The 16,031-nt window shown below is 72.7% G+C and carries 6 protein-coding genes and 1 pseudogene; all 7 read right to left on the reverse strand.

Annotated features, from left to right (window positions below):
• Positions 1-260 (reverse strand): annotated as a pseudogene (locus tag VIW71_RS23005) (amino acid transporter); the annotation flags it as partial.
• Positions 261-1,037: 777 nt separating this feature from the next.
• Positions 1,038-2,279: a beta-ketoacyl-[acyl-carrier-protein] synthase family protein gene (locus VIW71_RS23015; protein ID WP_331624434.1), complete on the reverse strand. Its 1,242-nt coding sequence runs from the start codon at positions 2,277-2,279 to the stop codon at positions 1,038-1,040.
• 31 nt (positions 2,280-2,310) lie between these two features.
• Positions 2,311-3,792 (reverse strand): MFS transporter, encoded by a 1,482-nt coding sequence (locus tag VIW71_RS23020; RefSeq protein ID WP_331624435.1) that lies wholly within the window; start codon positions 3,790-3,792, stop codon positions 2,311-2,313.
• On the reverse strand, positions 3,789-4,106 hold the full coding sequence (locus tag VIW71_RS23025) for a hypothetical protein (protein WP_331624436.1): 318 nt from the start codon (positions 4,104-4,106) through the stop codon (positions 3,789-3,791). The genes VIW71_RS23020 and VIW71_RS23025 overlap by 4 nt, the downstream gene beginning before the upstream one ends.
• On the reverse strand, positions 4,103-13,432 hold the full coding sequence (locus VIW71_RS23030; protein WP_331624437.1) for an amino acid adenylation domain-containing protein: 9,330 nt from the start codon (positions 13,430-13,432) through the stop codon (positions 4,103-4,105). Before VIW71_RS23030 ends, VIW71_RS23025 begins: the two co-directional genes overlap by 4 nt.
• On the reverse strand, positions 13,429-14,319 hold the full coding sequence (locus VIW71_RS23035) for a hypothetical protein (protein ID WP_331624438.1): 891 nt from the start codon (positions 14,317-14,319) through the stop codon (positions 13,429-13,431). Before VIW71_RS23035 ends, VIW71_RS23030 begins: the two co-directional genes overlap by 4 nt.
• Positions 14,320-14,903: 584 nt before the next feature.
• Positions 14,904-15,878 carry a beta-ketoacyl-ACP synthase III gene (locus VIW71_RS23040; protein WP_331624439.1) on the reverse strand — a complete coding sequence of 325 codons (975 nt, stop codon included), beginning with the start codon at positions 15,876-15,878 and terminating at the stop codon, positions 14,904-14,906.
• Between the last annotated feature and the right edge of the window lie 153 nt (positions 15,879-16,031).

The following is a 16,031-nucleotide window of genomic DNA, read 5'->3' on the forward strand; positions in this document are numbered from 1 at the left end:
GTCACCACCACCAGCACGACGGTCGCGATCGGGCTGAGCAGGCCGGCGGCCAGCGCCGCGATGCCCGGCTGATAGCCCAGGGTCGAGAAGTAGTCCACCCCGGTCAGGCACATCACCCGCCACCACCGCCGGCCCTGCTGCGGCGGTACGGGCTCGGCATGCGGCCCCGGCTGCCGCTTCGCCATGTCCGACAGCCCCTCCAGCAGCCACGCCCGCAACCGCCCCCCGGACCCCGCGATCGTCCCCGCACTGCCCGCCATCGGTCTGCTCCCGCTGTGGTACGGCGTGGTCGAAGCCATCAGGGAGACGGCGAGCCCAGCGTACGTAACAGCACTCCGGCGCACGCGCCGGGCGGGGCGCGGCCTGCCCGTCGCCGACCAGGTGAATCCGCACATTCGTCCCGATTGGTCCCGGTGGTGGTGCCGACGCGTCCGGCGGAGTCTTGACGCGTTCTTAGCGGCGGTCCACGGCGGCTCCTGCGGTTCCGGCACGGTGACGGCTTCAGCGCCCGCGGCGACCCGGCGACCTGCTCAACGGTACGGGCGGGTGCGGGCGCGCCCGACGTGGCTCGGCTCGGTGACCGTCCAGGAGGGCGAGCACGAGGTCGAACACCGCGTTGACGAAGGAACCGAAGGAACCGAAGGAACCGAAGGAACCGAAGGAATGGCGGGGACGGCGGGAATCCGCGCGGTCGGCGGCTGCCCGGCCCGTGCGGCGCCGACGGGCGGTGATCGCGCGGGGCCGTGGCCGTGAGGGGCCGGCCACACGATCCTCCTCCACCGCCCGGGGTGTCCGGGGCCGTCTCGGACACGACCCGGTTCACGAAGAGCCGGGGGCCTGGCCGGCGCCCCCGCCGGGCGCCGTCACGGGCAGCGGATCACCTGGGCGGCGTAGGCGAGGCCCGCGCCGAAGCCGAGGAGCGGCACCGGAGCTCCGCCGTCGATGCCGCCGCGTTCGGCGAGCGCTCAGCCACGACCCATCGACGGCTGACCCGGACCGTGTCCGGCCGCCTCGCGGCTCCTGGCGTCACGGAGCGGTCAGTCGCCGCGGAAGGCCAGCGTGACGTTGTGCCCCCCGAAGCCGAAAGAGTTGTTCAGGGCTACAGCCGGTCCGGCGGCCAGTTCGCGGGGCTTGTCGCGCACGATGTCGAGATCGGCTCGCTCGTCGAGATCGTGGATGTTGATGGTCGGTGGGGCCAGGCGGTAGTGGAGGGCGAAAACGGTGAACACCGACTCGACGCCCCCCGTGGCTCCGAGGAGATGGCCGGTCATCGATTTGGTGGCGGAGACGGCCGGCCGGCCGGCCGCTGGGCCGAGGGCGGTGCGTACGGCGTCGAGTTCGGCCAGATCCCCGAGCGGAGTGGAGGTGGCGTGTGCGTTGATGTGAACGACCTCGCCGGGCTCGGCGCCCGCGTCGGCGAGAGCGGCGGACATGCACCGGGCGACGTCGCGGCCGTTCGGCTCGGGCTGGGCTATGGCGTGCGCGTCCGAGGTGAGTCCCACACCCGCGGCCTCGCAGTAGACACGCGCGCCGCGTGCGATCGCGTGTTCTGCCGACTCCAGCACCAGCACACCCGCGCCTTCGCCGATGACGAAGCCGTCGCGGTCCCTGTCGTACGGGCGGGAGGCGCCGGCGGGGTCGTCGTTGCGTTTGGACATCGCCATCATGTTGCCGAACGCGCTGATGATGAGCGGGTTGATGGCCGCTTCGGTGCCGCCCGCGACGACGATGTCCGCGCGGCCGGAGCGGATCATGTCGATCGCGTACGCCACTCCTTCGGCCCCCGAGGCGCAGGCGGAAGCCATGGTATGTACGCCGGCGCGGGCACCGAGTTCGATGGCGACCTGCGCGGCTGCCCCGTTGGGCATGAACATCGGTACGGTGTGCGGTGAGACGAGCCGTGGGCCGCGGGTGCGCAGCATGTCGTGTGCCTTCAGCACCGAGGAAATGCCGCCCACGCCCGAGGAGATGACGACACCGAGCCGTGTCGGCTTCGGGGCCGGAGTGCCGGCGTCCCGCCACGCCTCACGCGCCGCCAGCAGTGCGAACTGCGCCGAGCGGTCCGTTTTCCGGGCCAGTGCGTGCCCCAGCTCGGGAACCGGGTCCACGTCGACGCGGCAGGCGATGCGCACGGGCAGGTCCTGCGCCCACTCGTCGTCGAGCAGTTGAGCACCGGAACGCCCGTCCAGCAGCGACTGCCAGGTCGTGGGGGCGTCGCGCCCCAGCGGGGTGACAGCTCCGACTCCGGTGACGAATACAGTGCGGTCGGCGGGGTGCATCTCGGTCTCCAGTGGTCTTCGAAACGAGCGGTTACGCAGCGCCTAGGACATGGTCCACCACGTGCCCGACGGTCTTGAATCCCTGGGCTACGCCGTCGGGTATCCGGACCGCGAAACGCTCTTCGGCGGCCACCATCACCTCGACGAGCGTACGTGGGTCGATGTCCAGGTCGGTGAAGTGACTGTCGGTGCTGATGTGGTTCTTCGGAATACCGATGATCTCCTCGATGATCTCGGCGAGTTGATCCGCGACAACGTCCTGCGACAGGGGCACGGTGGGCAGGACCGGTCCCTGCGGGGCGGGTCCGTCGTCCGGGCGGCGGGCCAGGTTCACCAGCACCAGTGCGCATAGGCTCGCCCCTACGGCGACCGCCGCGAGCACCGTGCCCACCGCGAGGTGCTCGAACAGCACGCCCGCCACCGCGTAGGCCATCGGGCTCGCCACGAAGACAGCGGCGCCGAACACCGGCACCACGTGCGGGCGCAGGTGCTCCGGCGGCCGCAGCATCAGCAGGGCGACGGCGGGCGCGGTCACCGCGGGCAGGAACATGCAACTGGCCGCCACCGTCAGCCCCGCCGTGGCGGCCGGCTGGTGCCATGGCAGCAACCACAGCACGACCGCCGCGCCGACACCGCCGTACGCGGCGAAGCGGGTCGGCGGGATCCGGCGGGCGAGCCGGGCGACCACCACAGTGCCCACCACGGTGCCGCCGCCCCACGCGGCCAGCAGCCAGCCGGCCACGTGGGGATTGGCGTCGTAGCGGCTCCTGGCCATGACCGGCAACGCGAGCAGCACGACGGGCATGAGCGTGCCGTACCCGAGCGCGGCGAGCGCCATCGTTCGCAGCACGCGGTCCCGGAACAGGTAGCGGGCGCCCTCCGCCATTTTGTCCGCCGACAACGGCTGCGGCGCCTGCTCACGGCGCGGCAGCCCGGTCAGCAGCGCAGCCGACACCGCGAACGAGGCCGCGTCGACCCACAGCACGTTGAGCGCGCCGATACCGGCGATCAGGAAGCCGGCGATCGCGGGGCCGATCAGCCGCGCCGACGAGGTCGCCGTCTCGAACAGGGCGTTGCCCGCGGTGACGGCGCCCTCGTCCGAGCCGATGGTGTCGGTCAGCAGCATGCGTTGCGCGGACAGGTAAGCCGACGCGACGCAACCGATGAGGGCCACGAGCACCAGCAGCGCCCAGAACGGCAGCATGCCCGCGAGGTACAGCGTGGGCACGGCCGCCGCCAGCGCCGTGTTGGCGATGTCCCCGACGATCGTTACCCGGCGGGCGCCCCACCGGGCCACGAGCAGCCCGGCGGGCACGCTCAGCAGCGGCACCGGCAGGATCTGGATGACGAACACCAGCCCCATCCGTGCCGGTGAGCCGGTGGTCATCAGGACGAACCACGGCAACGCCAGCGTCGTCATCTGGGTGCCGACCGAGGAGGCGAACTCCGCGGCGATGACCCTGCGGAACTGCCAGCTCCGCAGGGGTGAGCTTTGCGCCGTCGCGGTCGTCACCGGGCCGCCCGCGCCGAGGCCGCGCGCAGGTCCGCGGTGGGGTCGACGAGGTCCTTCAGCGACGCCCGCGCCTCCTGCGGGCCGATGTCCAGGCGAAGCGGCTCCTGCGAGTTGCCTGCGAGCCGGGACCGGTCGGCGACCCGCGCCCCGGGCAGATCGCAGATCGTCTGCGAGGACACCGGCGCCCAGCAGTCCGCGACCAGGCCCGTCGGCGGTCCCTTACGGAGCATCGCGTCGGCGTACCGCGCGGTGGTCTCCCCGGTCATGTCTTCCTGCGTTCTGCCGTCGGTCTGGACAACGCTCTGATCGCTCATCGGTCGCTTCCCTCGTCGGCTCCTTCGTCCGGTTGGGCCCGCAGGCGGTCGCGCAGCTGCGAGACCGTGAGCTCCGGGTGCCGCGCGACGAGCTCCAGCACCCGCGGCCATTGCCGCACCAGTGCGCCCATGACCGGCGGCGCGACGTAGTCCGGCGAGTACACCCACAGGGCGCGCAGCTCACCCTCGACCTCGCGGGCCACCAGGTAGAGGTCGATGTTGTGCGGCTCGATGGCGGTGATCAGTTCCGGGAGCGGGCTTTCGTCGCCGACCTGCACGTCCAGCGGCACCACCTCAAGCCCTTCCAGGGTCAGCCCGTTGCTCGGCACGCCGAGCAGGTTGAGCATCACGCGCAGGGGCAACTGGTTGCCGTCCCCGACGACGCCGTCGTGCACCAGCGCGCGCATCGGCACGTTCTGGTGGGAGTACGCGTCGAGCTCGTTCTGCAGGACCCGCTGGACCAACTCGCGGAAGGTCGGGTCGTCCGCCATGCGCGACCGGTTCAGGATGACGTTGATGAACGGGCCGACCATCGATTTGGTCTCCGGCCGTTCGCGGCCGGCCAGCGGGTGACTCACCGCGATGTCCGTCGCACCCGAGTAGCTGTGCAGCAGCACGTGGAACGCCGACATCAGCATCATGAACAGGGTCACGCCCTCGCGGCGAGCGGCCTCCCGCACCGCCGACATGACCTCCGCGCCGACCACGGTGGTGTGGCTGTAGCCCTGGACGAAGTCGTCCAGCTGGTGCGCCGGAGCGTCGAAGTGGAGCGTGCGCGCCGCACCGTCCAGTTCCTTGCGCCAGTGCTCGACGTGCTCGTCGAGCGCACCGCTGGCCAGCAGCCCCTGCTCCCACGCGGCGTAGTCCAGATGCTGGACCATCACGTCGGGCAGCTTCGGCTGCCGCGCCGCCGAGTGGGCCGCGTACAGCTCGGACAGTTCGTTGACGATCACGAGGAAGCCCCAGTGGTCCACCAGGATGTGGTGGGCCACCAGGACCATCACGTGCTCCTGGTCGGAGAGCTGCACGAGAACGCCGCGGACCAGGTTTCCGTCCTCGATGCGGTACGGGCGCCCGGTCTCCGCGATGAGCAGCTCGCGCAGCTTCTCGCGCTGGACCTCCCCCTGGTCGGCGCGCAGGTCGACGGTGGTCACCGGCCACGCGGGCCTGCCGTCGGCGAACTGCAGGGTCGCCGAGCCCCGCTGGACGTAGCGGGTGCGCAGGATGTCGTGCCGCTGCACCAGGTCGTCCAGGCCGCGGCGCAGCGCGGCGACGTCGAGCTCGCCGCGTACGCGCCACGCGGTGATGACGCCGTGGTGTGCGTGGTTGGGGCCCACCGGCTGGAGCAGGAACTCCAGTTGCCCGAAGGACAGTCCGGCGCCGTCGCTGCGGTCGGCCTTGGGGATCGGCGCGTGCAGCAGGTCGGCCGCGCTGACGGCCGCGGCGCGCCCGTCGTCGTCGCGGACCAGCTCGACCGCGCCGTCCTCGACCGCGCGGGCGCACCGGGCGACGGCGCGCAGCGCGTCGAACCAGGCGTCCGCGAGCTCGCGGACCTCGTCCTCGGCGAACAGCGAACCCGCCCAGCTCCAGTTGGCCACCAACTGCGGGCCGTCCGGCCCGTCCTGGGTGACGGCGTTGACCTCCAGGGGGTAGTGCAGCGGCCGGGCGCCGGTGGTGCCGGCTGCGTTGTCGTCCCGCAGCGGCAGCCACGGCGTCTCCTCGTCGGTGACGGGCACGCGGCCGAGGTAGTTGAACAGCACCTGCGGCGCGGGCAGCGCCGCGAGCAGCGGCCCGGTCTCCGGGTCGAGGTAGCGCAGCAGTCCGTAGCCGAGGCCGCGCTGCGGGATCGCCCGCAGCTGCTTGCCGGTGCGCGCGACCGCGGCCGCCAGCTCGCCGCCCGCGTCGGCGACCTCGTCCCAGGGCAGCGCGCCGCAGTCGAGGCGGACCGGGTGGACGCTGGTGAACCAGCCCACCGTGCGGGACAGGTCGACGCCGTCGACCAGGTGCTCGTGCCGGCCGTGGCTCTCCACGTCCAGCACCACCGGGCCGCCGTCGGCGCCGGCTGCGCCGGACCGGCGGGCGCGCCACCGCCCGACGGCGAGCCCGAAGGCGGTCAGCAGCACGTCCTGGATGCCGCTGCGGAACACCGCGGGCACCTGCCCGACCAAAGGCGTGGTGTCCTCGGCCGGCAGGGTCACCGACAGCCGCCCCTCGGTGCCGGTGACGTCGCGGTCGGCGTCCAGCTCCCCGGCCACCAGCGGCGCGGCGTCCCGCAGGATGCCCTGCCACACCGGCAGCTCGGCGCGGTGACCCGCGATGCCCTCGCCGGAGGCCACCCGGGCCGCCCAGCCGCGCAGCGACGTCGCCACCGGCGCGAGGACCGGCTCACGGCCGGCGGCCACCGCGTCCCACGCGACGCTCAGGTCGGCCAGCAGGATCCGCCACGACACGCCGTCGACGGCGAAGTGGTGCACGGCGAGCAGCAGCCTGCCCGCGCGCCCCGCCCCAGCGTCGAACCACACCGGCTGGAGCATCGCGCCCGCGGCCGGGTCGAGCCGCTGCTTGGCGGCAGCCGTCTCCTCGGCGATCAGCGCCCGCGCGTCCGCGTCGGCCGGCGCGCTGGTGTCCACCCGGCGCAGGATGTCCGCGACCCGCACCGCGCCGGGCTCGTCCGCGTGCAGCGTCCACTGCCCGTCGGGCCCGGAAACCAGCCGGGTGCGCAGCGCGTCGTGCCGGTCGACCACCGCCTGCAGCGCCGCGACCAGCCGGTCTTCGTCCACGTCTGCTGGCAGGCCGACGGTCGCGGACATGTCGAAGCCGACCACCGAGCCGCCCAGCTGCCGCTGCCGTTCCACCACGGGCAGCAGCCCGATCTCGCCGGTGCCGACGTCCGCGACGCTCGCCCCGGTGTCCTCGCCGGCCGGCCTGGCCACCTGGGCGATGCCCGCCACCGTCTGGTGGGTGAACACGTCCCGGACGGTGAACACCAGCCCGGCCGTGCGGGCCCGGGCGACCAGCTGAGTGGCCTGGATGCTGTCCCCGCCCAGGTCGAAGAAGCCGACCTCGGCGCCCACCTCGGTCACCGCGAGCACCTCGGCGAACACGTCGCACAGCGTCTGCTCGACGGGCGTCGCCGCCGCCCGGGACTCGATGTCCGCGCCGGACCTCGGCGCGGGCAGCGCACGGCGGTCGATCTTGCCGTTGCTGGTCATCGGGAACGCGTCGAGCACCATCACCACGACCGGCACCATGTACTGCGGCAGCCGCTCGGCCAGGAACGACCGCAGCTCGGCCGGCTCGGCGTGCGTGCCGTCGGTGAGCACGGCGTAGCCGACGAGGTCCTTGCCGCCGGAGGGCTTCTCCCGCACCACCACGGCGGCGTCCGCCACGGCCGGGTGCGCGCCGAGCGCGTTCTCGATCTCGCCCGGTTCGATGCGGAAGCCGCGGATCTTGACCTGGGCGTCGATCCGGCCGAGGTACTCGATCCGCCCGTCCGCGCGCCAGCGGACCAGGTCACCGGTCCGGTACATCCGGCTCCCCGGTGCGCCGTACGGGCAGGCGACGAACCGCTGCGCGGTCAGCTCGGGCTGCCCGAAGTAGCCGCGGGCCAGGCCCGTTCCGGCGAGGTACAGCTCGCCGGGGACGCCGACCGGCACCGGCCGCAGCCGCTCGTCGAGGACGTACGCGCGGGTGTCGTCCATCGGCCTGCCGATCGGCACGGTGCCGTCGTCCACCTCGCGGGTGTCGTGGTACGTGGCGAACGTCGTCGTCTCCGTCGGCCCGTACACGTGGAAGAGCCCGGTCTGCGGCCACGCGGCCCGCGCCTTGGCGAACGTGGAAGACGAGTGGGCCTCGCCGCCGGTCCACACCTCGCGCATCCCGGACAGCGCCGCGACGTCGCGCTCGACCAGCAGGTTGAACAGCGCGGTCGTCATGAACGCCGCGGTGACGCGATGCTCGCGGATGGTGTGCACGAGCACGTCCGGGTCGAGTTCCCCGGCCGGCGCGACGACCGCCTCGCCGCCGGACAGCAGGGGCACCCACAGTTCGTAGGTGGAGGCGTCGAACGCGGCCGGGGAGTGCATCAGCACGCGGGTGTGGTCGCCGTCGCGCCACGCGTGGTCGGCGGCGAGGCTCGCCACGTTCCGGTGGGTGACCGCCACGCCCTTCGGCCGCCCGGTGGAACCGGAGGTGTACATGATGTAGGCGGTCCGGTCCGGCCCGCCCGCGGGCGCCAGGCTCGTGACGCCGTCGTCCGCACCGTCCGCAGCGGACAGTTCGGCGGCCACATCGAGCACGCGCATCCCGTCGGTGGTGGGGTGCGCGAGCGCCTCCCCGTCCACGAGGAGCACACTCGCCCCGGTGTCGGTCATGATCAGCCGCATGCGGGACTCGGGGTAGCGGGGGTCCAGCGGCACGTACACGCCGCCGGCCTTGGCCACGGCGAGGATCGCCACGGGCAGCCGTACGGAGCGCTCCATCAACAGGCATACCGCGTCCTCGGCGCCGCCGGCGCCGATCCCCAGCTCGCGCAGCCGTACGGCGAGCCGGTCCGTGGCCGCGGCAAGCTCGGCGTAGGTCAGCCGCTCGTCACCGTAGCTGACCGCGACGGCGTCCGGGGTGCGGGCCGCCTGCTCCTCGAACAGCTCAGGCAGCCCGGCCGCGGGCGCCTCGCTGCCCGCGGCGTTCCACTCCTCGAGCACGCGGTGCCGCTCGGCCGAGGTGAGCACGTCGACGTCGCCGATCGGCTGGTCGGGGTCGGTGATCATCGCCAGCAGCACCTGACGCAGCCTGCGCACCATCGTGCGCACGGTGTCCGGGTCGAAGATGTCGGCGTTGTACTCGATGCCGCCTTCGATGCCGCCCGGCGTGCCGTCACCCGCGAGGCGCTCGTGCAGCAGGAAGACCAGGTCCATCCTCGCCGTGCCGGTGCCCATCACGAACGGCGCCGCCTCGACCCCGGGCAGGTCCAGGGTCTCGTCGGTCACACTCTGCCAGGACAGCATGACCTGGACCAGCGGGTGGTGCGACATCGACCGGGTGGGACGCAGGCTGTCCACGAGGGCCTCGAACGGGATGTCCTGGTGCGCGAGCGCGTCGAGGGTGCGTTCCCGCACCGCGCCGAGCAGTTCCCGGAACGTCTGGCTGTCCGAGGTCCGCGTGCGCAGCACGAGGGTGTTGGTGAAGAAGCCGATGAGGTTCTCGGCGGCCTGGTCGTCGCGTCCCGCGGTCGCCACGCCGATGGGGATGTCCGCACCGGCGCCGAGGCGGCTGAGCAGCACCGCCAGTGCCGCGTCGAGCACCATGAACATGCTGACGTCGCAGCCGCGGGCCAGGCGGGCCAGTCCCTCGTGCAGGTCCGCGTCCCACCGGAAGGTGAGCGTGTCCCCGTCGTGGGACGCCTCGGCCGGGTACGGCCGGTCGACCGGAAGGGCGATCCGCTCCGGCAGGTCGCCCAGCGCGCCGCGCCAGTACTCCAGCTGGCGCGACCACGTGCTCTGGGGGTCGTCCTGCGCGCCGAGGTACTGACGTTGCCACAGGGCGTAGTCGGCGTACTGCACGGGCAGCGGCGCCCACTGGGGTGCGTGGCCGGCCAGCCGCGCCCGGTAGGCGGTCGCCAGGTCCTGCCGCAGCGGCGCCAGCGACCAGCCGTCCGCCGCGATGTGGTGGACGACGATGGCCAGCACGTGCGCGTCGGCGCCGACCGTGAACAGCTCCGCGTGCAGCGGGATCTGCGTGGACAGGTCGAACGAGTACCGGACCGCGGCGGCCACGGCGTCGTTCAGGCCGGCGTCGTCGACCTCGGTCACCGGCAGCGCGGGCCGCGCCTGCTCGGGGTCGAGGACGTGCTGGCACGCCACCACGCCGGTGTCCGGGAAGACGGTCCGCAACGACTCGTGGCGGGCGACGACGTCGGCGAGGGCGGCGCGCAGGCAGCCCACGTCCAGCGCACCGGTGAGGCGCAGCACCACCGGGAGGTTGTAGGTGGGCGAGGGGCCTTCCATCTGGTGCAGGAACCACAGCCGCCGCTGGGCGAACGACAGCGGCAGCGGGTCGGGCCGGGTCATCGGGCTGAGCGCGGGCCGCGCGTCGCCGCCGCCCTGCCGCAGCAGCTCGGCCAGCCCGGCCACGGTCGGCTTCTCGAACAGTGCGCGCACCGGCACCTCGACGCCGAGCGTGCCGCGGATCCTCGCCACCAGCCGGGTGGCCAGCAGCGAGTGCCCGCCGAGGGCGAAGAAGCTGTCGTCGATGCCCACCTGGGGCACGTTCAGCACCTGGGCGAACAGGTCGCACAGGGCCTTCTCCTCGGCGTCGCGGGGCGCGACGTACGGCGTGGCCGCGCGGGTCTCCTGCGCCAGCTCGGGAGCGGGCAGCGCGCCGCGGTCGATCTTGCCGCTCGGGGTCAGCGGCAGCGCGTCGAGGAACACGAAAGCGGACGGGACCATGTAGGTGGGGAGCTTCTCGGTCAGCGCGCTCCGCAGGTGGCGGCGCAGCTCGTCGGCCGCGCCGGCCGCCGGGTCCGGCACCAGGTAGGCGACGAGCCGCTTGTCGCCCGGCTGGTCCTCGCGGACCACGACGACCGATTCCTTGACCTGCTCCTGCCACATCAGCACCGACTCGATCTCGCCCAGCTCGATCCGGTAGCCGCGCAGCTTGACCTGGTGGTCGAGCCTGCCGAGGTAGTCGACGGTACCGTCCACCCGGCGCCGCACCAGGTCGCCGGTGCGGTACAGGCGGTCGGCGAGGTCGGACTCGAAGGGGTTGGCGACGAACTGCTTCGCCGTCAGCTCCGGCCGGTTGATATAGCCGCGCGCCAGCCCGGCGCCGCCGATGCACAGCTCACCGGGTACGCCCGGCGGCACCGGACGGCCCTCGGGGTCGAGGATGTGCACCTCGGTGTTGGCGATCGGCCTGCCGATGGTGATCGTGTCGTCCACGATCCGGGTGCCCAGCGAGTAGATCGTGGTCTCGCTCGGGCCGTACATGTTCCACAGGTCCACGCCCTTGGCCAGCAGGCGCCGCGCCAGGTCGGGGGGCAGCGCCTCGCCGCAAATCAGCCCGCGCAGCCCCGGGCGGCCCGACCAGCCGGCGTCGAGCAACAGCCGCCAGGTGGACGGGGTCGCCTGCATCATGGTCGCGCCGGTGGTGGCCATCTCCTCGGCCAGCAGCTTGCCGTCGGTGGCCACCTCGCGGGTGGCGACCACCACGCGGGCGCCCTCGACCAGCGGCAGCAGCAGCTCCAGCGTCGCGATGTCGAACGACAGCGTGGTGACCGCGATCAGGCTGTCGTCGGCGTCGATGCCCGGCCACTGCTTCATCGCCCAGAAGAGGTTGCGCAGCGCGCGGTGCGGCAGCTGGACGCCCTTGGGGCGCCCGGTCGAGCCCGAGGTGTAGATCACGTAGGCGAGGTCCGCGCCCTCGACCGGCTCGCCGAGGACCTCGGCGGACTCGGCGGCGATCTCCTCGCGCAGCTCGTCCACGCACAGCGTCGTGGCCCCGGAGTCCGGCAGGCCCGGCACCACCGAGCTCTGGGTGATCAGGACGGGCAGCCCGGCGTCCTCGATCATGAACGCCATGCGGTCCTTGGGCAGCTTCGGGTCGACCGGCACGTAGGCGCCGCCCGCCTTCAGCACGGCCAGCACCGCGACGACCATGTCGAGCGAGCGCTCCAGGCAGACCCCCGCCATCACGTCGCGCCCGACGCCCAGGCTCTTCAGCTTGCGGGCCAGCCGGTTCGCGGACGCGTCGAGCTGGGCGTAGGTGAGGCTCTCCCCCTGGCAGTACACCGCCTCGGCATCCGGCCGCAGCACGGCCTGCTGCTCGATGCGCTGGTGGGTGAGCATCTGGTCGGGCCACTCGTTGCGGGTGACCTCCCGTTCCTCGTGCTGCTCGCGCTCCTCGGCCTCCGTCAGCAGCGCGACGTCCAAGATCGGCTGCTCCGGGTCGGCGAGCAGGTTGTCCAGCAGCACCTTGAGGTGGCCGCCCATGCGGTCGATCGTGGCCGCGTCGAACAGCTCGGTGTTGTACTCGAACCAGCCGCCGAGCACGTCGCCCTGCTCGAACACCTGCAGTTCGAGGTCGAACCGCGCGGTGGAGCTCGGCACGTCCATCATCTCGAAGCGCAGCCCGCCGACGCCGAACTCCGGCACCGGGATGTTCTGGTACACGAACGACACCTGGAAGATCGGCGACCGCGACAGGTCCCGCTCCGGGCGCAGTTCCTCCACCAGCCGCTCGAACGGCACCTCCTGGTGCGCGAAGGCGGCCAGGGCCGCGCCGCGCACCCGGCCGAGCAGCTCGGTGAACGACGGGTTGCCGGACACGTCGTTGCGGATCGCGAGCGTGTTGACGAAGTAGCCGATGAGCCGTTCGACCTCGGACTGCCCGCGGTTGGCCACCGGCACGCCGACGACGACGTCCTCTTGCCGACTGTACCGGTGCAGCAGCACGACGTAGGCGGCGAGCAGGGTCATGAACGGGGTGACGCCGGTGCGCCGGCTCAGCTCGCGCACACCGTTCATCACCGAGGCCGGCAGGTGGAAGGGCCGGGAGCTGCCGGCCGTGCTCAGCACGGCCGGTCGCGGCCGGTCAGCGGGCAGTTCGAGGATCGGCGCGGCGCCCTCGAGCGTCTTCTTCCAGTGCTCCAGCTCGGCCGCGAGGTCCGGACCCGTCAGCTTCTTGCGCTGCCAGGCCGCGTAGTCGGCGTACTGGACGGGCAGCTCCGGCAGCTCGGCCTCGGTACCGGTGAGGTAGCCCTGGTACAGGGCGACCAGCTCACCGAACAGCACCGACGTCGACCACAGGTCGGCGACGATGTGGTGCATGGTGAGCAGCAGGACGTGCTCGTCGGCGGCCAGGCGCAGGAACTTCATCCGCATCAGCGGCCCGGTGCCCAGGTCGAACGGGCGGGCGAACTCCTGGCGCGCCAGCTCCTTGATGCCCGCTTCGCCGTCGGGGCCGCGCAGGTGGCCGCATTCCTCGACGGTCAGCTCCAGTTCGCCGGAGTCGTGCACGACCTGCACGGGCTCGCCGTCGACCTCGTCGAACACGGTGCGCAGCGACTCGTGCCTGCGGACGATCTCGGCGAGGCTCCGGCGCCACAGCTCCACGTCGAGCGGGCCGTGCACGCGCACCGCCGCCGGGATGTTGTAGGCGGCACTGCCCGGGTTGAGCTGGTCCAGGAACCACATGCGCTGCTGGGGGAAGGACGCGGGGAACCGCCGCTTGCGCGCCGGTGGCCGGTCGCCGCCCTTGCGCCGCAGCCGCTCCGCCAGCAACGCGCGCTTCTGCTCCGGTGTGAGGCTGGTCAGGTCGATGTCGGTCATGCCCCATGCTCCTGATCGTCGGTCTCGGCGGCGGACCCCGCGGCGAGCAGTCCCCGCAGCTGTGCTTCCACCTCCGCGTCGGACAACGTCTGCAGTTCCGCCGGCTCGGTGGTCTCGCCGCGGCGCAGCGCGGGGACACCGTCGCCGGCGGCCGCGCCGCCACCGGCCACGAGGTGGCCGGGCGTGGGTATCAGCCGGTCGGCCTCGACCAGCGCCAGCTCGGCGAGCTCGCCGAAGTCGGTCTCGAAGCCCCGGACCCGCTGCTCCGGGTCGAGCATGGTGTCCGCGTGCCCGTAGCGATGGTGCCGCTCGACCGGCAGGCAGTGCGCGACCGCAGCGTCGCCCGGGCGCCAGGCGACGACGCCGTCCCCGCAGAACGGCACCACGGCCAGGTCCGAACCCGGCACGTGGCGGGGACGGTCGTGCCGGGCAGCCTGCGGCAGTTGCCTGCCGTAACGCGGCGGGCAACCGCACGCGGGCGCCGGCTCGAATACCGACGACTGCGGAGTGTCGTGGTCGATCGCGTCGGCCGTCACTTCCACCGGCACCTCGCCTGCGGCCGGCTCCGGCGTCGCCACCCCCAGGTGCAGCGACTGGCGCGGGCCCTTGTCCCGGCCCGCCATCCCGTCGGACACCGCCACCTCGCCGGCATGCAGAGTCACCCCCGGGTACAACTTCCGTGCCGGCAGGCGCCCCAGCTCGGCGGGCTCACCCGCGACCGCATCGAGGATCTTCTGCATGCTTTCGGCCCCTTTCCGGATTTGCTCCGCGAACAGCAGGACATGAGAAATGCGGGTCTCAACTGGCAGGAATTCGTGCAGGCCGCCTCGGGGATGTCCGTTTCGCGATCGCCTTGCCGAATTGTGTGGGGCAAAGGCGTGATTCATGCTGGCACTGGGGGACCGGGGAGTCCAGCGCAGCCGCCTCTCCGTGGTCCGCGCCGGAGCGCGCGTTCAACTGTCCACGGCGAGCAGTTGAACGCCGTGGCGGACCGCCGGCCGCTGCAGTGTGCCATATGCAGCCGCCGCTGGCGAACGGACAATTCCTGTCTATTACTTGGGCCGTTCTGCCGGCAGGTAGGGAAATGGGTCTTCGAACGTGAGCGGGGCAGGTCCGGTGTCCGCACTGACGGCCTGTCAGGCGGCAGTGCGGTTGCGCCCCGGAAGTGGGACACGCGTATTCCTGGACGATGATTTCTGTTCTCCACGCAGAAGACAACCGGGGAGCCACGAGTTCGGTGGACGACGCGACCGCTGCCGTGGCCGGACGGGGGCTGTCCGTCGTCCGGGCCGAGGCTGGAGGACGGCCGGGCCCGCGGCCCACGCCGGTGACGTACCGTCGGCGGCTGCCCGGGCCACCCGGATCGCGGCGCGCGGACAGTCGCACTCCACCCCGCAGCACGCCCCGGACCCGCCCGGGGCCACGCGCGTTCCGGTGGCCCCAGCCGTCCGGGTCCTGCGACCCCCTTGCGTCACGGGCAGCGGACCACCTGGGCCGCGTAGGACAAGCCGGCGCCGAAGCCGAGCAGCAGGACGGGGGCTCCGCTGGGCACCTCGCCGCGTTCGACAAGTTTCGACAGTGCCAGCGGAACGCTGGCGGCGGAGGTGTTGCCGGATTCGACGACGTCCGTGGCGACGACGGCGTTCACCGCGCCGATCTGCCGGGCGATGGTGTTGATGATCCGCAGGTTGGCCTGGTGGGTGACGACGGCGGCGAGATCGGGCAGGGCGGTGCCGGCACGGTCGCACGCCTGGCGGGCCAGCGGGGCCAGCGACGTTATGGCCCAGCGGTACACGGTGCCGCCGTCCTGCCGGAACAAAGCGGGCGGGCCGGCCGGTCCGGTGGTCTCCAGGGTGATGACGTGCCCGCGCTGGGGCTGCGATCCCCACACCACGGGCCCGATGCCGTCCGGATCGGCGCCGGAGGTGGCGGTCACGATCGCGGCGCCGGCGCCGTCGCCGAAGATGACGCAGGTGGAGCGGTCCTGCCAGTCGAGGAAATCGCTCATCTTGTCCGCGCCGACGACCAGGGCGGTACGGCTGGTGCCGCCGCGCACGGCAAGGTCGGCGGTGGCCAGGGCGTAGCAGAAGCCGGCGCAGGCAGCGTTGACGTCGAAGACGGCCGCCGCGGGGATGTCCAGGCTGCGGGCGACCCGCGCGGCGATGCTGGGCATACGGTCCACGGCGGTGCAGGTCGCGACGATCACCAGGTCGATGTCGGAGGCGTCGATGCCGGCCCGGGCGACGGCTTTCGCGGCGGCGGCGGTGGACATGTCGGCGACGCTCTCGTCCGCGGCGGCGATGCGGCGGGTGGCGATGCCGATCCGGGACCTGATCCACTCGTCGGAGGTGTCGACCAGGGCGGCGAGGTCGTCGTTGGTGACCACGCGGGCCGGCTGGTGGTGGGCGAGCGACAGGATCCGGGAGCCAGGGGTTGCGGCGGACATGAGTCCTCCAGGGGGTCACGTACCGGGCAGGGGACGCCTGCGGCCGTCAGCGGTCGCGGTGCCGCGGCAGGTTGAGCAGGACGGCCGCGCACACCGTTGCGCCGGCTGGTGGCCGGTGAGCACGCCGCCCGGCGGGCAGCGCTCGAAGAGCAC

This window comes from Streptomyces sp. (genome assembly GCF_036524955.1).
Classification (GTDB): domain Bacteria; phylum Actinomycetota; class Actinomycetes; order Streptomycetales; family Streptomycetaceae; genus Actinacidiphila.

Excerpts from the sequence above, each read along its gene's own strand:
- VIW71_RS23040 (WP_331624439.1), bottom strand. The coding sequence starts at position 15,878 with ATGTCCGCCGCAACCCCTGGCTCCCGGATCCTGTCGCTCGCCCACCAC.
- VIW71_RS23030 (WP_331624437.1), bottom strand. The coding sequence starts at position 13,432 with ATGACCGACATCGACCTGACCAGCCTCACACCGGAGCAGAAGCGCGCG.
- VIW71_RS23035 (WP_331624438.1), bottom strand. The coding sequence starts at position 14,319 with ATGAATCACGCCTTTGCCCCACACAATTCGGCAAGGCGATCGCGAAAC.
- VIW71_RS23025 (WP_331624436.1), bottom strand. The coding sequence starts at position 4,106 with ATGAGCGATCAGAGCGTTGTCCAGACCGACGGCAGAACGCAGGAAGAC.
- VIW71_RS23015 (WP_331624434.1), bottom strand. The coding sequence starts at position 2,279 with ATGCACCCCGCCGACCGCACTGTATTCGTCACCGGAGTCGGAGCTGTC.